We start from the raw sequence: 18,874 nt of genomic DNA on the forward strand, positions 1-18,874 counted from the left end.
TCAGTGGGAGCCGATACGGTGCCTGCCATGCCGGATGCCGAAGACGTACGACGGATCGCCTTGTCCCTGCCGGACACGACGGAGAAGATCGCCTGGAGCATGCCCACGTTCCGGGTCGCGGGAAAGATGTTCGCCACGCTGCCGGAGGACGAGACCTCCATCGCCGTGCGCTGCCCCAAGGAGGAGCGCGACGAACTGGTGCTCGCCGAGCCGGGCAAGTTCTGGATCGCCGACCACGAGTCCCAGTTCGCCTGGGTGCGGGCCCGGCTCGACGCCATCGAGGACGAGGGCGAGCTGCGGGACATCCTCGCCGACTCCTGGCGCCAGGCGGCCCCGACCCGGCTCCTGGAGACTCACCCCCGGCTCGGCCTGCCCGGGCGGTGACGCCCTCCCGATCCCCCTCCTGCTCCCCCTCCCGATCCCCCTTCTGATCTCAGACGCGGGCCGCCGCCCCGAGGAACCCCGAGATCCGCTCCCGCAGCGACCGGGCGTCGAGACCGTGGGCGGCGACATGCTCCTCCAGCCGCCCGTACCGCCGCAGTTCGCGACGGCCCACGCCCAGCCCGAGGACCCGGTGCGGCATTTCGGACAGCGCGTCGTTCGCGGCGGCCGTCGACGTGCCCGCCAGGTACGGCTCGACCAGGACGACGTCCGTCCCGGCCGTCTCGGTGGCCCGTCGCAGGGCGGCGCCGTCGAAGGGCCGGACGGTGGTCGCGTACAGGACCGTGACGTCCAGCCCCTCGGTGGCCTCCAGCGCCGCGTCGAGCATCGGCCCGACGGCGACCACCACCCCCGAGCGCCCCTCGCGGACCGTACGGAAGCGCTCCCCGTCGACCGGCAGCGCCTGCCCGTTGGCCTGGACGGACAGCCGTACGTACACCTTGTCGTCGCCCGCGGCGACCGCGTGCCGCAGCAGCGTCTCGGCCTCGTCCGGGTGCCCCGGCACATGGACGGTCCAGCCGTCCAGGGTGTCGAGCAGCGCCACGTCGCCCGGCGCCATATGGGTGTAGCCACCGGCCGGCCAGTCGAAGGAGGCGGCGGCGCTCACCAGCACCGCGCCCGCCTCCTGGTGCCCGAGATCCAGCTTCACCTGCTCGAAGGGCCGCTCCACGAGGAAGCTGGCGAAGGTGTGCACGACGGGCCGCAGCCCGGTCAGCGCCAGCCCCGAAGCCGCCCCGATCAGGAGCTGCTCCCGGATGCCGACGTCGACGACCCGCTCCGGATGACGGCGGGCGGCTCCGGCGAAGCCGTCCGTGCCGATCGCGGCGAGGACCACCGCCACCCGGGGATCCTCGTCGAGCAGCCGGGAGACGACAGGGGCGAAACGGTCACGCATGGTGTCCATGGAAGGAAGACTCCTCGTTAGCGGAAGGATCAGGCGGACTTCGGCTCGACCCGGGCCACGACCACGTGCGGGCGGCCCGGGTGCGGCGCGGTGAAGGCGGCGTACAGGGCCTCGTGGTCACGGCCGTCGACGGTCAGCGCGGACCAGCCCGCCGCCTCGAAGCGGGCGGCGATACCACCGGGGCGGGCGTAGGTGGCGGAGGAGTTGTCGACGACGACGGTGTGCAGCCGGTCGAGCCCGGCGGGCCCGGCGAAGGCGATCGCCTCGTGGTTGCTGCCCTCGTCCAGTTCCGCGTCCCCGATCAGCGTCCACACCCTCGGCTCGTCGAGCCCCTGGGCGCGCAGCCCCAGCGCCGTACCGACGGCGATCGGCAGCCCGTGCCCCAGCGATCCGCTGCCGATCTCGGCCCCCGGCACGAGCGTCCGGTCGGGATGGTGGCCGAGCGGGGAGTCGTACGAGCCGAAGCCCGGCAGCCACTCCACCGGCAGGAATCCCTTGGCGGCCAGCACGGCGTAGTACGCCATCGGCCCGTGCCCCTTCGACAGCAGGAACCGGTCCCGCCCCGGGTCGTCCCTGCCCTGCGGGCTCACCCGCAGCACCCGGTCGTACAGCACCCACAGCACGTCCAGCGTGGACGTGGCGGCCGGGCCGTGCTTCTCGTCGCCGGTCATCAGGCCCATCAGGCCCGCCAGGTCGGCATATGTGCGGGTATACGTCTGCGTCGCGTCGGTCATGACAACGAGCGTGCAACCTCGATCAAGGTTGAGGTCAAGCGGCGGCGGCCCGAAAAGGGATGCGCGATCACCGGTGCGAGTGCGGTATTGTTTCCCTGCGCGTTCGGCCCGGGGAACTCCCAGGTCAGACGGGCAACGGGACGTGGCGCAGCTTGGTAGCGCACTTGACTGGGGGTCAAGGGGTCGCAGGTTCAAATCCTGTCGTCCCGACTGCGAGGCAGTCACTCAGAGGCCGTATCGGATTCCATCGATACGGCCTCTTGCTCGTTCCCGCGCACGGGGAGGGCCGGCCGGCGGTCGGTGGTGGCGATCCTGGTCGCCATCTCGGCGAGCTGCCGGCACGCCAGCGTGATCTCCCGCTCGGTCTGGGCGCGTTCCCCCACGGCCGCCCCGACCAGGAGCGCGGTGAGCGAGGCGGAGGCGTTGAACGCCTGCAAGGTGATCATGTTGGTGAACAGGTCGTGACCGGAGAACGGGCCGGCCTTCTGCCCGGCCGAGACGATCGCGAAGACCGACACCGCGAGGGCGCAGGGCGCGGCCCCGGCCAGCCGGAAGCGGAACCCGGCCCAGATCAGCAGCGGGAAGCCGAGGAACAGCAGCGGGGTGTCGCTGGTCTCGACCAGGCCGACACAGGCCGTGGCCGCCACCAGCGCGATCCCTTCCGCCCACCGGGCCGGTGGGACGCCCCGCGGCCACCGGACCGAGCGGAGCAGGAGCAGCACCGGCGTCACCGTGAGGACGCCCATCGCGTCCCCGGTCCACCACACCGACCAGGTCGACGCGAAGTCCCCGGCGTCCAGCACACCGGTCAGGGCCAGCGTCCCGCTGCCGATCGTGGCGCTGACCAGCATCCCGGTGAAGGCGCCGAGGAAGATCAGGGCCAACGCGTCCCGCAGCCGGTTCAGTTCGTCGCGGAACCCGGCACGGCGCAGCAGGGCGTACGAACAGACCGGTGCGAGCGTGTTGCCCGCCGCGATCGCGAGCACGGCCGGCAGCGACGGCCCCAGCGTGACGTTGACGAGGAACGCGCCGAGGGCGATCCCGGGCAGGACCCGCGGTCCGAGCAGGAGCAGGCTCGCGACCGCGATACCGCTCGGCGGCCACAGCGGGGTGACCTGGCCCCGCACCAGCTGCTGGAGCAGCCCGAGCTCGGCCGCCCCGTAGTACAGCCCCGCGACGGCGCAGATCTCCAGGGCGACCCGGAGGCCGCGCCGGGGCCGGGCCTGCCGCGCGACCGTCATCGGGGCCTCCGCATCGCCATCCCCCCGACCATCATCCGCCGGATCCCACGGATCCTCCACAAGGCCGCTGAGCTGGATGTTCGGCCCCCACCGAGGCCCGGGCGTCAGTCCGGCGGGGTGCGCAGGGCGAGCAGGGCCAGGTCGTCGTGCCCGTCGCTGGGGTGCTCATCGGCGAGCGCGCACACGAAGTCCCGCAAGGGCAGGGCGGCGTGCACCGCGGCGAGATCGGCCAGCTCGCCCAGACTCCGGTCGATGGGGTGGCGGGGATGCTCGATCAGGCCGTCGGTGAAGAAGACCAGAGTGGTGCCGGGGAGCAGGAGGCGGGAGTGGTCGGGGCGCGGTTCATCGGGGTCGACCCCGAGCGGCAGCCCCGGCTCGGCGGTCAGGATCTCGACCCGGCGCTCCGGGGTGATCAGCAGGGGCGGGACATGCCCCGCGCTGCTCCAGCGCAGGCGCCAGCCGGGCCCCTCCGGCTCGATCCGGGCCAGAGCGGTGGTCGTGACGGGGTGGGGCGTGACCGCCTGGAGCGTGCGGTCGAGCCGGGTGAGCACCGCGCCCGGGGAGCTGTCCCGGTCGAAGAGCAGGGCGCGCAGCATGTTGCGGGTGGAGGCCATGGCCGCCGCGGCGTGCAGATCGTGCCCGACCACGTCACCGATGACGACCGCCACGACGTCGCCGGGCAGCGGGATCGCGTCGTACCAGTCTCCGCCCAGCTTGCTGGGCTCGGCGGCCGGCCGGTAGACCGCCGCGGCGGTGAAGGGCCGCAGGTCGGGCAGTGTCGGCAGCAGCAGCCGCTGGAACTGCTCGGCCCCCACGCGCACCCGCTCGAACAGCCGGACGTTCTCGATCGCGATGCCGGCCGCGCTGGCCAGGGCCATCACGACGTTCTCGTCGTGGACGTCGAAGGGCTGCCCGTCGCGCCGCTCGGAGAGGTACAGGTCGCCGTAGATCTCGCCGCGGACACTGATGGCGACGCCGAGCAGGGTCCGCATGTGCGGATGGCCGGGCGGGAAGCCGACGGAGGAGACATGGGCCGGGATGTCGCCGACCCGCAGGGGCTCGGGGTGGCTGATCAGATGGCCGAGGACACCCCGGCCGGTCGGCAGACCGGTCTCGGCCAGGTCGGCGCGTTCTCGCCTGGACAGGCCGGCGGTGATGAACTCCTCCAGGTGGTCACCGGTGTCGTCGAGCACGCCGAGGGCGCCGTAACGGGCGCCGACCAGGTCCATCGCCGTGGTCACGATGCGGTGCAGCACCGCGGGCAGCTCCACCTCGCGGCTGATGGCGACCACGGCGTCCAGCAGGCCCTGCATCCGGTCCATCGCGTCCAGCAGGGCCCGCAGCTGCTCGTCGATGCGGTTCAGCTCCGTGCGCAGGCGCACATGCAGCTCGGGCAGATGCGGCTGACCCGGGAACGGATCCTGCTCCGCGGCCATCACGAGCACCTCCTGTCCGGAGGTCGGTCACGTGAATGAGCTTACGGCTCAGATCGCGCAGCCCGCATGCGCCAGTGCCTGCTTCAGCAGCACCCCGTGCCCGCCCGGCATCTCGCTCTGCATCGCCTCCGAGACGGCGTCCTGGGGACTGAACCACACCAGGTCGAGCGCGTCCTGCCGGGGCCGGCAGTCGCCCGCCACCGGCACGATGTAGGCCAGCGACACCGCGTGCTGACGCGGGTCGTGGTACGGCGTGATGCCCTGTGTCGGGAAGTACTCCGCGACCGTGAACGGCTGGAGCGAGGCCGGGACGCGGGGCAGCGCGACCGGGCCGAGGTCCTTCTCCAGGTGGCGCAGAAGGGCGTCACGGACGCGCTCGTGGTGCAGCACACGGCCGGAGACCAGCGTCCGGCTGACCGTACCGTCGGGGCCGATGCGCAGCAGCAGGCCGACGCTGGTGACTTCGCCGCTGTCGTCGACGCGGACCGGCACGGCCTCGACGTAGAGGATCGGCATGCGGGCGCGTGTCGACTCCAGCTCGTCCGAGGACAGCCAGCCGGGCGTGGTTTCGGTCATGTCAGACATTGTTTGATCATACTTTCAGCCGTTCGGACTTCCTGGGTAGCCGCTCCAGGAGAACTGTGACCGGCCACACGCCCGTTCAATCGTCCCCCGGCCCGTCGGATCGCAGCCGGTAGACCCGCAGGGCGTTGTCCCGCCCGGTCCACCGCGCGATCCGCAGCGCGTCCGGCAGGGACAGCTCGTCGGCGTCCACGCGCTCCTGGAGCAGCTCCGCGAGCCCCTGCCGGAAGGCGAGCGCCCCGAGGTGGTAGAACTCGGCCACCCCGTAGGCGTCGGAGCTGTACAGCAGTTTGCGGAACGGCGTGATCTCCAGGGCCTCCGCGAGGACCGCGCCGGCCCGGGCGGGGCCGACGTGGTGGAGGGTGAGTCCGACGTCGAGGTACACCTGCTCGAAGACCGCGGCGAGGTACGCCGCCTGCCGCTGGTACGGCCAGCAGTGCAGGAGCAGCACGGGGACGGTCCCGGCGGTGAGGTGCAGCCAGTCCGTGAGCAGCGCGGGGTCGGCGCGGTGCAGCCGGAGGTCGTTGTCGCCGAACCCGGTGTGCAGCTGGAGCGGCAGACCGAGATCGACGGCCGTCCACAGCAGGTGCCGTACGAGGACCGGGTCGTCGAGGCGTCCGCCCCGGGCCAGCCAGCGCCGGGCCGCCTCGGTGACCTCCGCCTTCGCGGGGCGGGCCGGGTCCAGGGCGAAGCCGGTGCGGTAGGCCACCACCGACTTCACGGCCACCACGCCCGGCCGCCGCACGGCCTCCAGCGCCGCCGCGCGAAAGGCGTCCGCGTACGCGTCCGGTTCGGCCCCCGCGGCCCGCACCGACTCCGCGACGCCCTCCAGCCGTACCACCTCGTACGAGGTCCCGCCCGCGGCCTCGGCGATCTCCCGCGGCGTGGTGAGCCGGTCGGGGGCGTGGCCGGTGTCGACGCAGAAGACGTCCGTGCCCGCGGCGCGCAGGAAGCGGCGCCGCACCTCGCGCTCGCCGAGTTCCGAGCGGCGGGCGACGTACGCGCCGGCGGGCGCGTGCCGGGGCAGGTCGAGCAAGGGAGCGCAGTGCCGGCGCACCGCCACCCCCACCGGGCTGTCGAAGGGCGAGATCCCGGGCCACGCCTCGCCCTCGGTGAGGAGGGACTCGAACGCGTCCCGGCCGAGGTCGGCCGTGACGGTGCCATGGCAGTGGTGGTCGACCAGCCGCACGGCGTCGAGCGCCTCCCGGACCGCGCTCACGTCAGTACACCCACCGGTACGCCGCCGCCACCTGGTCGTCGTCGAGCCCGGCGACGGACTCCTGCTCGCCCCGCCGTACGGCGATCACCGCGTCGGCCAGGACCGGGCCGAGGGCCGTCCGCAGGACCTCGTCGTCGCGGAAGGCCTCGACGGAACGCTCCAGGGTGTCCGGCAGCCTGCGCACGCCCCGGGCCGCCGCCGCCGCCTCGCCCAGGTGGGCCGGGTCGCCGGTGGTCTCGTCGGGCAGGACCGCGGACGAGGTGAGGCCGTCCAGCCCGGCGGCGATCAGGGAGCCGATCGCGAGGTAGGGGTTGGCGGCCAGGTCGACGGGCTTGATCTCCAGGTTGGCCGCCCGGTCGCGCAGCCCCGCAGTGCCGGTGACGACCCGCAGCGCGGTCTCCCGGGTCTCGCGGCCCCAGGCGGTGAACACCCCGGCCCACTGGGAGGGCTTGAGCCGCAGCCGGCTGGCCGGGCTCGGGGCGGTGACGGCCGTGAGGGCGGGCAGGTGGGCGAGGACGCCGGCCGTGAACGACTCGGCCCGCGCCGTCATGCCGTACCGGCCCTCGCCCCCGGCGTGCAGGTTCACCCCGGCGCGCCAGGCCGACAGATGGACGTGCCCGCCGTTGCCGACGCCCCGGCCCGTGACGGCCGGGGCGAACGAGACCCGCAGTCCGTGCCGCTGCGCCACGGCCCGGACCGTCTGCCGGACCAGCACACTGCGGTCGGCCGCCGCCACCGGATCGACGGCACCCACCGAGATCTCGAACTGCCCGGCCGCGTACTCGGGATGGACCTGCTCGACGTCGACGCCCTGGGCCGCGCACGCCGCGAGCAGGTCGGCGGTGTAGTCCCCGAGCTCGATCTGCCGGGTCGCCCCGTACGCCGGTCCGGTCGTCGCGGGCACGAACGCGTCCCCGGGCGCGTCGCCCCGGGCCACGCTCCACTCGATCTCGATGGCCGCCTTGAACGTGAGGCCGTGCCGCTCGGCCGCCTCGGTGACGATCCGGCGCAGGAACGTGCGGGTGCAGCCGGGATGGCGCTCCCCGTCCTGCGTGACCCGGTCCACCGGCGCCCAGGCCCAGCCGGGCTGTCCGGCCAGGACGACGAGCCGGTCGAGGTCCGGGTAGAGACGCAGATCGCCGTCGGGGGAGCCGAGGACGTCGGTGGTGACGATGGAGTCGTTCGCCAGGAACGTGTCGAACACCGGCGACATGCCGACGCCCCAGGCCGCCGCGGCGGCGAGCCGGGCCGTCGGGACGGTCTTCACCCGGCCGATGCCCGCGGTGTCGACGTAGGCCAGCACCACACCGTGCACGCCCCGGCCGGTGAGCTCGCCGCTCAGCTCGGTGGCCCGCTCGACATCGCCGGGACGGCCGCCGGGCACGGGATCGGCCAGGGTGGTCATGCGTCCTCCGCGGTGGTGCGTGCGTCGAAGGCGGTGGTCGTCAGGGCTTCACGGCCACCGCGCCGTACTGCGGTACCAGCACCCCCGCGCCGGGCTCGGCGCGCCACTGCCCGCACGACACCATGCCCGGCTCCAGCACCTGGAGACCCTCGAAGAACGCGGCGATGTCGGCGCCGCCGCGGGCCGTGATCGGGGGAGTGGCGTTCTCGTTCCAGAACTTCATGGCCGGGATCTGGCCCGCGCCGCCGAGCTCGTCGTCGAAGGTCGGGTGGGTGAGGACCAGGAAACTGCCGGACGGCGCCGCGGCCATCACCCGGCGCACGATGTCCCGGGCCTTGTCGACGTCCAGGACGAAGTTGAGGATGCCCAGCATCATCACGGCTATGGGGCGAGTGAAGTCCAGGGTGTGCCCCGCCCGTTCGAGGATGGCGTCCGGGTCGTGCACATCGGCGTCGATGTAGGCGGTGACACCGTCGTGGCTGCCGGTGAGCAGGGTGCGGGCGTGCACCAGGACGATCGGGTCGTTGTCGACGTAGACGATGCGCGAGTCGGGAGCGATGCGCTGGGCGATCTCGTGGGTGTTGTCCGCCGTCGGCAGCCCCGTGCCGATGTCGAGGAACTGCCGCACCCCGCGCTCACCGGCGAGGAACGACACGGCCCGGCCGAGGAAGTCCCGGTCCGCGCGGGCGATGTCCCGGATGATCGGGAACATCCCGGCGACGTGCTCGCCGACCTGCTGGTCGACCTCGTAGTTGTCCTTGCCGCCGATCCAGTAGTTCCACACGCGCGCGTTGTGCGCCACACCGGTGTTCAGCCGCGCCGACCCTCCCGAAGGGGTGTGGCCATCACTCACGACTCGTCCTCTCCTCGTACGCACGACCCAGGCCGGTCGCCGCCGCCATTGTGCCGCGCCGATGATCACGCTGTCCCGGGAATCGGCGGAGCGGACACGGCGGTTGGTGTCGGAAAGGAGCTGCCCGCCGTGCCGGAGGGCTAGTTGGGGCTCGCGGCGGGTGACGTGCCGGCCAGGACGTCCTCGAGGCGCTGGGTGCCCTGCTGCGCCGCCTGCTTCATGGAGTCGTCCTCGCCCCCGTCGAGCCCGCCCGCCGTGACGGTGATCGCGTCGTCACCGACCCGTACGGCGGCGATGTTCAGGGTCAGCGTGGCGTCGTTGCCGTCGACCGGGCCCCGCACCGTCACGCGCAGACCCTGCCGGGCGTCGCCCACCTTGGGCACCGAGGTCTCGATCACCTGGACGGTGCGCTTGTCGTCGCCGTCGGTCACGGTGAACTGGTCGCACTTCTCCGGCAGGGTCGCCATCCAGTTGAGCGAGTCCTGCGGGTCGGTCCGGTCGTAGGAGGCGACCTGGTACAGCAGCCGGGAGTCGCCTTCCTCGAAGCCGCGCAGCGCGGACGCGCCCGACGGCCGGCCCAGCAGATCGTCGTCGTACAGGGAGTCCATGAGCCGCTGGCAGTCGGACGCCTGTGCCTTGCCGGACACGAAGTCGGACACGTCGACCGTGCCCACGAGGAGGCTGTCGTGCCAGTTCTCGGCCTCCGTGTCCTTGACCTGTGTCCAGTCGTCCTCGATGTCCGCCTCGGTGATCAGCGCGGTGCGGGCGCCGTCCGTGGAGAGGGTCGCGGTGGGGGAAGGGGTCTGCCGCACCTCGGCGACCTGGGACGCGGTGACGCCGGAGACGCGCGAGCCGTCCGTGCCGCCGCCGTCCGAGCAGGCGGCGGTGGCGAGCAGCGTGCCCGCCGCCAGGGTCGAGGAGAGGACGCGGACGGGCCGGGTCGGACGACGGGTCATCGGGAGAGCCTCCTGAGAGCGTGGCGCGTGCCCTCAGCGCACCACCGCCGCGGGCGGCCCACCACCGGCGCCGGACCGTTCGGGTGAGCGCGCGGAGACCGGCTTCTGGCGCCGGACCTCCGACGCGCTGTTCAATGAGACTGCACAATCCGTGCCGCCGTCCGCGTGAGGAGAGCGCCCGTGTCATCCGCCGTCGTGCCGCCCGTCGGCGCCCGCATCCGGCAGGCGCGCCAGGAGCGCGGCACGAGCCTGCGCGCGCTGGCCCGGGAGATCGGGGTGTCGGCGAGTCTGGTGTCGCAGATCGAGACCGGCAAGAGCCAGCCGTCCGTCAGCACGCTGTACGCGATCACCACGGCGCTGGGGATCTCCGTGGAGTCGCTCTTCGACGCCCGGGACAGGGTTCCCGAGGCCGCCCGTGGGACTGTCGGCGCGACCGCCCGGGAGGGTGTCCCCGGGGCGGCCCGGGACAGCGCCCGGCACGCGCTCGCCGCCTTCGCCGCCGATCCCGGGCGGCGGATCGGCCCCCTGGTCGGCTCGGCCGGACGCGAGACGCTGGAGCTGGACTCGGGGGTGGTGTGGGAGCGTCTCGGGCGGGTGCCGGGCGCGGAGGCCGACTTTCTGCTGGTGACGTACCGGCCCGGCGGCTCGTCCTCCGGCTCCGGCGCGCTGATGCGGCACGCCGGAACCGAGTACGGCTATCTGACCTCCGGCGAGCTCGTGCTCACTCTCGGTTTCGAGGAGTACACGCTGCGGACGGGCGACTCCGTCTGCTTCGAGTCGACGACCCCCCACCGTTACCGCAACGATGGAGAGGTACCGGCTGTGGGTGTCTGGTTCGTGTCCGGCGATGTTCAGTGACACTTGACACCCATGGCACACGGGCGTTCACTCCGAAGTGGGGGTGGTCGCCATGGCGATCCGCACATATGGACCCAACGCCGTCGACTGGGAAGAGCGCATCGACCTGGACCGGCTGCGCGGGCAGCGGCTGGCCCGGCTGCGCGAGTCACTGAACCGCTCCGGACTCGGCGCGGTGCTCAGCTTCGACTTCGCCAACATCCGCTACATGACGTCCACCCACATCGGCACCTGGGCGATGGACAAGCTCATCCGCTTCGCCCTGCTGGTGCGCGACGGCGAACCGGTCGTCTGGGACTTCGGCTCCGCCGCCCGCCACCACCAGCTCTACAACCCCTGGCTGGACTACAGCGACGGCAAGGGCGGTCCGCCCACCGGCGCCCGGGCCGGCATCTCCACCCTGCGCGGCGCCTTCCACCCGGACGCCGGGATCGCCGAGGACGTGGCCGTCAAGATCGCCACCGAGCTGCGCGACCACGGGCTCGCGGGCGAACCCCTCGGCGTCGACGTCGCCGAGATGCCCGTCCTGACCGCGCTGCGCGCCGAGGGCATCGACGTCGTCGACGGGCAGCAGGTCTTCCTGGAGGCCCGCCGCATCAAGACCGGCGACGAGATCGCCCTGCTCACCCAGGCCTGCGCCATGGTCGACGCGGCCTACGAGGAGCTGTACGGGTACCTGCGCCCGGGAGTGCGCGAGAACGAGTGCGTCGGCGTCGTCAGCAAGGTGCTGTACGACCTCGGCAGCGAGTACGTCGAGGGCGTCAACGCCATCTCCGGCGAGCGCTGTTCGCCGCATCCGCACGTCTACAGCGACCGGTTGATCCGCCCCGGCGACCCGGCCTTCTTCGACATCCTGCACAGCCACCTCGGCTACCGCACCTGCTACTACCGCACGTTCGCCGTGGGCAGTGCCTCGCGGGCCCAGCGGGACGCGTACGTGCGCTGCCGGGAGTACATGGACGAGGCGATCGCGCTGGTCCGGCCGGGCGCCACCACCGCCGACGTCGTGCGGGTCTGGCCGCGCGCCGAGGAGTTCGGCTTCGCCGACGAGACCGCCGCCTTCGCCCTCCAGTACGGCCACGGCGTCGGCCTGTCCATCTGGGAGAAGCCGATCTTCAGCAGGCTGGTCTCCCTCGACCACCCCGAAGTCCTCGAAGAGGGCATGGTGTTCGCCCTGGAGACGTACTGGCCGGCCGCCGACGGCTGGTCCGCCGCCCGGATCGAGGAGGAACTCGTCGTCACCGCCGACGGCTGCGAGGTCATCACCAAGTTCCCCGCCGAGGAACTGCTGGTGGCCGGGCGCAAGTACTGGACGGTGGGCGGTGAGCTGAACACCCGCCGCGAGGCGCAGTCCCACCTCAACACCCGCCCCGTGGCGCGGTCCTCTCCCGACACCCGCCCCCTGGCGCGGTCCTCTCCCGACACCCGCCCCGTGGCGCGGTCCTCTCCCGACACCCGCCCCGTGGCGCGGTCCTCTCCCGACACCCCTGGCGACGGGGGTGCTTGATGGCGGACGCCGACGAACTCCTCGACCGCTACGAGCGGATGGCCGTCATCCGCCGGACGGAGCAGGCCGCCCACGACCTGTTCCTCCAGGGCCTCGTGAAAGGCACCACGCACCTGGCCGCCGGGCAGGAGGCGATCGCCGTGGGGGCGAGCGCCGCGCTGCGCCCGGACGACTATGTGTTCGCCACCTACAGGGGCCACCACCATGCCCTCGCCCGGGGCGCCACCCCCGAGGAGTGCCTCGCCGAGCTGATGAGCCGGGCGACCGGGCTGTGCGGGGCCAAGGGCGGCTCCATGCACCTGACCAAGGCCGCCACCGGCATGCTCGGTTCGTACGCCGTCGTCGGCTCACACCTGCCGATGGCGGTGGGTGCGGCCTGGTCGGCCCGGCTGCGTGGCACCGAGCAGCTCGCGGTCGCCTTCTTCGGTGACGGCGCGACCAACATCGGCGCCTTCCACGAGGCCCTCAACCTGGCCGCCGTGTGGAGGCTGCCGGTGCTGTTCGTGTGCGAGAACAACCTGTACATGGAGTACACGCCGATCGCCGACGTCACGGCCGTGCCCCGCCCCGCCGCCGACCGGGCCCCCGCCCACGGCATCCCGGGCGAGGTCGTCGACGGCAACGACGTCGTGGCGGTCGAGGAGGCCGTGGCGCGGCTGGCACGCCGGGCCCGGGCCGGAGACGGGCCCGCCGTGCTGGAGGCCGAGACCTACCGTCACTTCGGGCACAGCCGCGCCGACCCGGCGGCCTACCGCCCGGCCGAGGAGGTCGAGCGCTGGCTGAAGCACGACCCGCTGGACCTCGCGCGCCGCCACCTCGCCGATCTCGGGGTCGGTGCGGAGACGATCGCCGGCGCCGACGAGCGAGCCCGCTCCGTGGTGGAACGGGCCGTGGACGCGGCGAAGGCGGCACCGCCGCCCGACCCGCGCACGGCACTGACCGATGTGTGGGCCGACGGAGGTGCCGCATGGCGGACGTGATCACCTACCGGGACGCGGTCGCCGAGGGCATCGCCCGCGAGATGCGGCGGGACGCGTCGGTGGTGTGCCTCGGGGAGGACATCGCCGCGGCCGGCGGGGTGTTCAAGACCACCACAGGGCTGCGAGCGGAGTTCGGGCCCGAGCGGGTGTGGGACACGCCCATCTCCGAACAGGCCATCGTGGGCGCGGCGATGGGCGCCGCCATGACCGGGATGCGGCCCGTCGCGGAGATCATGTTCTCCGACTTCCTGGCCTGCTGCTGGGACTACCTCGCCAACGAGATCCCCAAGGTCCGCTACATGACCGGCGGCCAGGTGACCGTGCCCCTCGTCGTGCGCACCGCCAACGGCGGCGGACTCGGCTTCGGCGCCCAGCACTCCCAGTCCACCGAGAACTGGGCCCTGACCGTCCCCGGGCTGAAGATCGCGGCACCGGCCACACCCGCCGACGTCATCGGCCTGCTGGCCGCGGCGATCCGCAGCGACGACCCGGTCGTCTTCTTCGAACACAAGGGGCTGTTCGCGACCAAGGGCCCACCGCCCCCGCCCGGTCACGTCGTCGAGCTGGGCCGGGCCGCCGTCGTCCGCGAGGGCGGCGACCTCACGCTCGTCGCGCTCGCCTCGACCGTCCCCCTGGCCCTGAAGGCCGCCGGTGTACTGGCCGGTGAGGGCATCGAGGCCGAAGTCGTCGACCTGCGCTGCCTGGTCCCGCTGGACGCCGCGACCGTCCTCGCCTCGCTGCGCAAGACCTCGCGGCTCGTCACCGTCGAGGAGAACCCGTACCAGGGCGGCTGGGGCGCCACCGTCGTCTCGGTCGTCGCCGACGAGGGGTTCGGCCTGCTGGACGCGCCCGTGCGGCGGGTGGCGGGGGAGTGCGTCCCGCTGCCGTTCGCCGACGCGCTGGAGCAGCAGGTCATCCCCACCGTCGACAAAGTCGTCACGGAGGTCCGCAGGCTCGCCGCGTACTGAGCCGCACATCCGCATCGAACACCCCATGGGAGGAAGCGCGATGACCACAAGGACACTGCTGCGCTCCGGTCACGTGATCTCGATGGACCCGGACATCGGGGACCTGCCCCAGGGGGACGTCCTGGTCGAGGACGGCAGGATCACGGCCGTGGAGCCCGAGATCAGCGCCGACGCCGAGGTCCTCGACATGAGCGGGCACATCGTGATCCCCGGCTTCGTCGACACCCACCGTCACACCTGGGAGGCCCCCATCCGGGGCGTCGCCCCCGACGCCACCCTCGACGACTACTTCGTCGACATCCTCGACACCTTCGCCCCCCTGTACACCCCCGAGGACGTGTACGCGGGCAACCTCGCGGGCGCGCTGGAGTGCCTCAACGCGGGCATCACCACGCTCGTCGACTGGTCGCACATCAACAACACCCCCGAGCACCCGGACGCGGCGATCCAGGGCCTGAAGGAGTCCGGGATCCGCGCGCAGTACGCGTACGGCAGCGCCAACACCTCCCTCGCGGAGTACTGGTTCGAGAGCAGGATCACGATCCCGGTGGACGACGTACGGCGGATCCGCTCGACGCACTTCGCGTCCGACGACGGCCTGCTGACCATGGGGCTGGCCACCCGCGGCCCCGGTTTCTGCGTCGACGAGGTCGTCACCGCCGAGTGGGCCATGGCGCGCGAGCTGGGCCTCCCGATCACCGTGCACGTGGCCATGGGACGCCTCGCCGGCCGCTTCGGCATGGTGAAGCAGCTCCACGACCTGGGGCTGCTCGGCCCGGACACCACCTACGTCCACAGCTGCTACCTCAGCGGGGAGGAGTGGCGGATGGTCGCCGACAGCGGCGGCACGGTGTCCGTCGCGCCGCAGGTGGAGCTCCAGATGGGGCACGGCTGGCCGCCCGTGATGCAGGCCATCGAGCACGGACTGCGGCCCGCGCTCAGCATCGACGTCGTCACCACCGTGCCCGGCGACATGTTCACCCAGATCCGGGCGGCCTTCGGCGCCGAACGCGCCCGGGTCAACGCCGACTGCTGGCAGGCCAACATGCCGGTCCCCAGCACCATGCTGACAGCACGTCAGATGCTGGAGATCGCCACGGTCAACGGCGCCCACGTCGCCGGGCTGGAGGACCGCACCGGCTCGCTGACCCCCGGCAAGCGCGCCGACATCGTCGCGATCGACGCCACCGCCCCCAACGTCGCCCCGGTGCACGACGCGGCGGCCGCGGTGACCCTGTGCGCCGACGTCTCCAACGTGGACACCGTCCTCGTCGACGGTGTGATCCACAAGCGTGACGGCCGGCTCCTCGGCGACACCGCACGCGCCCTGCGGCTCGTCGGCGAGGCACGCGACCGGCTGCTCGCGGCCAAGGAGGCCAAGGCCACGGAGGGCAATGGCGCGAAGGCACCGGCATGACGAACCACCTGGTGCGCCACGCCGCCGACCTGCCCGAGCCGCCGTACGACGGCCACGGACACCGGCGCAGGACGCTGGTCGGTGAGGAGGACGGCAGCGTCCACACCGGCTTCGGCCTGTGCGAACTGCGGCCCGACGGCCGGGTGCCGGCCCATGTGCACTCCTACGAGGAGACCTTCCTCGTCCTCGACGGGACCGTGCTCCTCGATGTGCCCGAGGGCTCGTACCTGCTGGAACAGGGCGACTACGGCCTGCTGCCGACCGGCGTTCCGCACGCCTGGCGCGGGGCCGGGAGCACCGGCGGACGCTGGGCGGACATGCTGGCCCCCGTGCCGCGCGCTCGCTACGGACACGACACCCAGGCCGTGCCGGAGCTGCCCGCGCGCGAGCCGGTCCGGGTCGACGTCCGCGACCCGCGCACCCGCGCCTTCGGCCACTTCGAGCCCGCCCAGATGGACCCGGCCCGGCAGTCCCAGGACCTGCTGGCCGCCACGGCGAGCATGCGGACCGCGCTGCTGGTCTACAGCGGGATCACGGTGAAGATGATGATCGACGGCGATCTGGGCGCGGTCGCCTCGACGATGTTCATGGTGCAGTACGCGTCCGACGGGATCATCGGCACCCACGACCACCCCTTCGAGGAGACGTATCTGATCCTGGAGGGCGTCGCGGAGGCCACCCTCGACGGCGAGCGGTACCGGCTGGAGCCCGGGGATCTGGCCTGGGCGGGCGCCGGATGCGTGCACGGCTTCGTCAACGCGGGGCAGGGACCCCTGCGCTGGCTGGAGACGCAGGCGCCGCAACCGCCGTCGCGGCACTCGTACCGGTTCACGCGGGACTGGGACTACCTGCGCGCGGCACTGGAGGAGAAGTCATGAGCAGTGTGCTCGTCGTCGGCGGAACGTCCGGGATCGGGCTGGAGTTCGCCCGCACATGTGCCGAGCGCGGGGACGACGTGGTGCTCACCAGCCGCGACGCCCAGCGCGCCGACGTGGTCGCCAAGGAGATGGGCGCGCGCGGACTCGCCCTCGACCTGGAACGGCCCCTGGAGATCGCGGCGGCCCTGGCCGGCCTGGGACGGGTCGACCACCTGGTCATCGCCGGCGTCACACGCGACGACAACAAGGTCACCGAGTACGACATCGACGCCGCCCTGCGCCTGGTCACCCTCAAACTCGTCGGCTACACCGAGGTCGTGCACACCCTGCGGGCCCGGCTGCACGACGACAGTGCCATCGTGCTCTTCGGCGGCCAGGCCAAGGAACGCCCCTATCCGGGCGCGACGACGGTGGCGACGGTCAACGCGGGGGTACGCGGGCTGATGAACTCCCTCGCCGTGGAGCTCGCTCCCGTACGGGTCAACGCCGTGCATCCCGGCGTCGTGGGAGACAGTCCGTACTGGCAGGCCAAGCCGGAGAAGGTCCTCGCCACGCTGCGCACGGAGACCCCCACGGGGCGGCTCGCCGCGATGGCCGACGTGGTGGACGCGGTGGACTTCCTGCTGCGCAACCGGTCGGTGAACGCGGTGGAACTGAGCGTGGACGGTGGCTGGTTGCTCGGGTGAAGGCGGGCCGCTCGGTGTCAGGGCGGCTCAGCCGGCCCGGCTGAGTGTGTCCCGCACGACCTCCTTGTCCAGCGCCGCCCGGACCAGCGCGGCGGCGAGCACGGCCGGGTCGGTGTCCCCGGCCAGTTCGATGAGGCGCTCGGGGTCCCGCGGCAGGTGAAGCCGCTCGGCGCCCTGGAGTGCCTTGGCGTCCAGGCAGGGTGCCGCCTCCGGCCAGACGCCCTGTGCCTCGCGCAGGAAGATGCCGGCGCCTGCCGGTCCCATGCCGGGGAACTCCTGGAGCAGGCGGCGCAGTTCGGGCACCTCGCCGTCCGCCTCCCGGCGCAGCCGCCGCAGGTCGCCGCCCCACCGGTCGTTCAGCAGCTCGGCGGCCTCGCCGAGCTGGGTGGCGGTCCGCTCGTCGTAGCGCCGGTAGCCGCCGCGGCCCAGCGCGTCGACCCGTTCCTGCCACGAGGCCCGCGCCGTACGCCGTGGATCGCGCAGCCCCGCCTCGTGCAGGGCACGGGCGGTGGCCAGCGCGATCGAACCGCGGATGCGGGCACTGAGCAGATGGGACAGCACCAGCAGCCGGTACAGCGGCTGCGGCGTGTCCTTCAGCGCGATGCCCGCCTCCGCGGCGTACGTCAGGCCGTGCGCGCCGACGAGTTCCCGTACGACGCGCTCCTCGCGGCCCACGGGCCTATCCCCGCAACGGGTCGTGCCCGACGGTCATCAGCCGGTGCCGGCGGCGGGTGTCCTCCGCCGTCACCTCGGGCTCGGGTTCGTTCTCCAGGTCCACCTGGTCGGTGACCGTCTCCACGACCTTGCGCATCACGCGCAGGTCGTCCTCGGTCAGGTCGGTGCGCCGCTTCTGGAGGATCGCCAGGACGTGCTGTCCGGTGGCGGAGCCCGCCCGGTCCGGCAGCGGCTCGGCGTTCTCGTCGGCGTCGCGGACCCGCAGCCAGGCCGCGAGTTCCTGCGAGGTCATGTTCACCACGCGGTGGAAGTCCTCCCACAGCGCGTCGAGTTCGAGGGCGTCGGTCATCGCCTGCCCCTTCCGTACGTCCGTCGGATGCCCGGTGCCGTCGCCCCGCGGGTCAGCGGGGGAAGTTCTCGGCGTCGAACATCCACCGCTGCTTCTCCAGCTCCGCGGTGATGCCGATCAGCAGGTCCTGGGTGACCGGGTCGGCCGTCTCGGTCGCGTCGATGCGCTCGCGCAGCCGGCCCACCGCCTCCCGCAGCGCGTCCACCATCACCTGCACGGCCTCCGTGTCGCGCACCCAGCCCTCCTGCGGGGCGGGCAGCGTGAAGGCCTTGGCGACGGTCTCCGGCCGGCCGTCCGGCGGGACGCCGAGCGCCGCGGACCGCTCCGCGACGGTGTCGGCGAAGTCGCGGGTCGCCGTGACCACCTCGTCGAGCTGGAGATGGATGGACCGGAACCGCGGTCCGACGACGTTCCAGTGCGCCTGCTTCCCGACCAGCGAGAGCCCGAGCAGATCCACCAGGGTGTCCTGGAGTGCCTCGCAGGCGACCTTTCGGGCGTCGTCGGGCAGTGTGCTCCTCACAGTCGTCATAGGGCGCTTCTCCTTGTCGCGTCGTTCCTGGTCGTCCGGAGCAGCCGGTCGCGCTCCTCCTCGCCGGTGCCGACGGGAAAGGACAATTCGGGGTCCTCGTCCACGCGGGCGGCGCTCCGCAACCACTCCATGAACGCGCGGGTGCCCCGGGCATGCTGGTGCAAACGCGACGCATGGGGGCGTCCGGCCTGCGATATGCCTCCTGGCGAACGCCGGCAGGCGCAGAATCTTCACAGAGGGCGGGTCCAAGGTCTAT

21 protein-coding genes and 1 tRNA gene are annotated in these 18,874 nt (G+C 72.7%); 9 read left to right on the forward strand and 13 right to left on the reverse strand.

Annotated elements, in window-relative coordinates; genetic code table 11:
- Positions 1-27: 27 nt before the first annotated feature.
- A complete protein-coding gene (locus ACFZDE_RS15950; protein ID WP_391200265.1) occupies positions 28-384 on the forward strand; it encodes an MmcQ/YjbR family DNA-binding protein in 357 nt (118 codons plus the stop codon).
- A gap of 49 nt (positions 385-433) precedes the next feature.
- On the opposite strand, the gene ACFZDE_RS15955 is transcribed toward ACFZDE_RS15950, so the two are convergent.
- Together ACFZDE_RS15955 and ACFZDE_RS15960 are read right to left on the reverse strand one after the other, a co-directional pair.
- A complete protein-coding gene (locus tag ACFZDE_RS15955; RefSeq protein WP_391200266.1) occupies positions 434-1,345 on the reverse strand; it encodes a transketolase C-terminal domain-containing protein in 912 nt (303 codons plus the stop codon).
- A gap of 29 nt (positions 1,346-1,374) precedes the next feature.
- Entirely contained in the window at positions 1,375-2,079 is a 705-nt protein-coding gene (locus ACFZDE_RS15960) for a transketolase (RefSeq protein ID WP_391200267.1), read from the reverse strand.
- A 136-nt stretch (positions 2,080-2,215) separates the two neighbouring features.
- On the opposite strand from ACFZDE_RS15960, the gene ACFZDE_RS15965 reads away from it, so the two are divergent.
- Positions 2,216-2,289: transfer RNA gene (locus ACFZDE_RS15965), tRNA-Pro, on the forward strand.
- 11 nt (positions 2,290-2,300) lie between these two features.
- On the opposite strand, the gene ACFZDE_RS15970 is transcribed toward ACFZDE_RS15965, so the two are convergent.
- From ACFZDE_RS15970 to ACFZDE_RS16000, 7 genes are all read right to left on the reverse strand, one after another.
- Positions 2,301-3,320 carry an MASE1 domain-containing protein gene (locus ACFZDE_RS15970; RefSeq protein ID WP_391200268.1) on the reverse strand — a complete coding sequence of 340 codons (1,020 nt, stop codon included), beginning with the start codon at positions 3,318-3,320 and terminating at the stop codon, positions 2,301-2,303.
- 104 nt (positions 3,321-3,424) lie between these two features.
- Positions 3,425-4,756 carry a SpoIIE family protein phosphatase gene (locus tag ACFZDE_RS15975; protein WP_391200269.1) on the reverse strand — a complete coding sequence of 444 codons (1,332 nt, stop codon included), beginning with the start codon at positions 4,754-4,756 and terminating at the stop codon, positions 3,425-3,427.
- Between the two features lie 48 nt (positions 4,757-4,804).
- The gene (locus ACFZDE_RS15980; RefSeq protein ID WP_390996077.1) at positions 4,805-5,341 is read right to left on the reverse strand and encodes a DUF4916 domain-containing protein; all 537 of its coding nucleotides are present in this window, start codon (positions 5,339-5,341) and stop codon (positions 4,805-4,807) included.
- Positions 5,342-5,417: 76 nt separating this feature from the next.
- Positions 5,418-6,557: an amidohydrolase family protein gene (locus ACFZDE_RS15985; RefSeq protein WP_391200270.1), complete on the reverse strand. Its 1,140-nt coding sequence runs from the start codon at positions 6,555-6,557 to the stop codon at positions 5,418-5,420.
- A 1-nt stretch (position 6,558) separates the two neighbouring features.
- Positions 6,559-7,962, reverse strand: coding sequence for a glutamine synthetase (locus tag ACFZDE_RS15990; RefSeq protein WP_391200271.1), 1,404 nt, complete (start codon positions 7,960-7,962; stop codon positions 6,559-6,561).
- 40 nt (positions 7,963-8,002) lie between these two features.
- A complete protein-coding gene (locus ACFZDE_RS15995) occupies positions 8,003-8,815 on the reverse strand; it encodes an SAM-dependent methyltransferase (RefSeq protein ID WP_390996086.1) in 813 nt (270 codons plus the stop codon).
- A gap of 140 nt (positions 8,816-8,955) precedes the next feature.
- A complete protein-coding gene (locus ACFZDE_RS16000) occupies positions 8,956-9,771 on the reverse strand; it encodes a hypothetical protein (protein WP_391200272.1) in 816 nt (271 codons plus the stop codon).
- Between the two features lie 180 nt (positions 9,772-9,951).
- On the opposite strand from ACFZDE_RS16000, the gene ACFZDE_RS16005 reads away from it, so the two are divergent.
- The 7 genes from ACFZDE_RS16005 to ACFZDE_RS16035 are packed head-to-tail and all read left to right on the forward strand — an operon-like array spanning position 9,952 to position 17,065.
- The gene (locus tag ACFZDE_RS16005) at positions 9,952-10,629 is read left to right on the forward strand and encodes a cupin domain-containing protein (RefSeq protein WP_390996092.1); all 678 of its coding nucleotides are present in this window, start codon (positions 9,952-9,954) and stop codon (positions 10,627-10,629) included.
- A 52-nt stretch (positions 10,630-10,681) separates the two neighbouring features.
- A complete protein-coding gene (locus ACFZDE_RS16010; protein WP_391200273.1) occupies positions 10,682-12,136 on the forward strand; it encodes a M24 family metallopeptidase in 1,455 nt (484 codons plus the stop codon).
- Positions 12,136-13,116 (forward strand): thiamine pyrophosphate-dependent enzyme, encoded by a 981-nt coding sequence (locus ACFZDE_RS16015; RefSeq protein WP_391200274.1) that lies wholly within the window; start codon positions 12,136-12,138, stop codon positions 13,114-13,116. Before ACFZDE_RS16010 ends, ACFZDE_RS16015 begins: the two co-directional genes overlap by 1 nt.
- Complete coding sequence (locus tag ACFZDE_RS16020) at positions 13,104-14,084, forward strand: pyruvate dehydrogenase complex E1 component subunit beta (RefSeq protein WP_391200275.1); 981 nt, start codon at positions 13,104-13,106, stop codon at positions 14,082-14,084. Before ACFZDE_RS16015 ends, ACFZDE_RS16020 begins: the two co-directional genes overlap by 13 nt.
- A 40-nt stretch (positions 14,085-14,124) precedes the next feature.
- On the forward strand, positions 14,125-15,501 hold the full coding sequence (locus ACFZDE_RS16025) for an amidohydrolase family protein (protein WP_391200276.1): 1,377 nt from the start codon (positions 14,125-14,127) through the stop codon (positions 15,499-15,501).
- Positions 15,498-16,379 carry a cupin domain-containing protein gene (locus ACFZDE_RS16030; RefSeq protein WP_391200278.1) on the forward strand — a complete coding sequence of 294 codons (882 nt, stop codon included), beginning with the start codon at positions 15,498-15,500 and terminating at the stop codon, positions 16,377-16,379. The genes ACFZDE_RS16025 and ACFZDE_RS16030 overlap by 4 nt, the downstream gene beginning before the upstream one ends.
- Positions 16,376-17,065, forward strand: coding sequence for an SDR family oxidoreductase (locus ACFZDE_RS16035; protein ID WP_391200279.1), 690 nt, complete (start codon positions 16,376-16,378; stop codon positions 17,063-17,065). Before ACFZDE_RS16030 ends, ACFZDE_RS16035 begins: the two co-directional genes overlap by 4 nt.
- Positions 17,066-17,092: 27 nt before the next feature.
- Here ACFZDE_RS16035 and ACFZDE_RS16040 read toward each other — a convergent pair whose 3' ends face one another.
- The 4 genes from ACFZDE_RS16040 to ACFZDE_RS16055 are packed head-to-tail and all read right to left on the reverse strand — an operon-like array spanning position 17,093 to position 18,749.
- On the reverse strand, positions 17,093-17,740 hold the full coding sequence (locus ACFZDE_RS16040; RefSeq protein WP_391200281.1) for an endonuclease: 648 nt from the start codon (positions 17,738-17,740) through the stop codon (positions 17,093-17,095).
- A gap of 4 nt (positions 17,741-17,744) precedes the next feature.
- Entirely contained in the window at positions 17,745-18,089 is a 345-nt protein-coding gene (locus tag ACFZDE_RS16045; RefSeq protein WP_390996114.1) for a DUF3140 domain-containing protein, read from the reverse strand.
- A gap of 52 nt (positions 18,090-18,141) precedes the next feature.
- Positions 18,142-18,618 carry a ferritin-like domain-containing protein gene (locus tag ACFZDE_RS16050; RefSeq protein WP_391200283.1) on the reverse strand — a complete coding sequence of 159 codons (477 nt, stop codon included), beginning with the start codon at positions 18,616-18,618 and terminating at the stop codon, positions 18,142-18,144.
- Positions 18,615-18,749, reverse strand: a complete 135-nt coding sequence (locus tag ACFZDE_RS16055; protein WP_391200284.1) for a hypothetical protein — start codon at positions 18,747-18,749, stop codon at positions 18,615-18,617. Before ACFZDE_RS16055 ends, ACFZDE_RS16050 begins: the two co-directional genes overlap by 4 nt.
- Positions 18,750-18,874: the final 125 nt, after the last annotated feature.

Origin of the sequence: Streptomyces sp. NPDC007929 (assembly GCF_042959065.1) — a bacterium.
Lineage (GTDB): Bacteria > Actinomycetota > Actinomycetes > Streptomycetales > Streptomycetaceae > Streptomyces.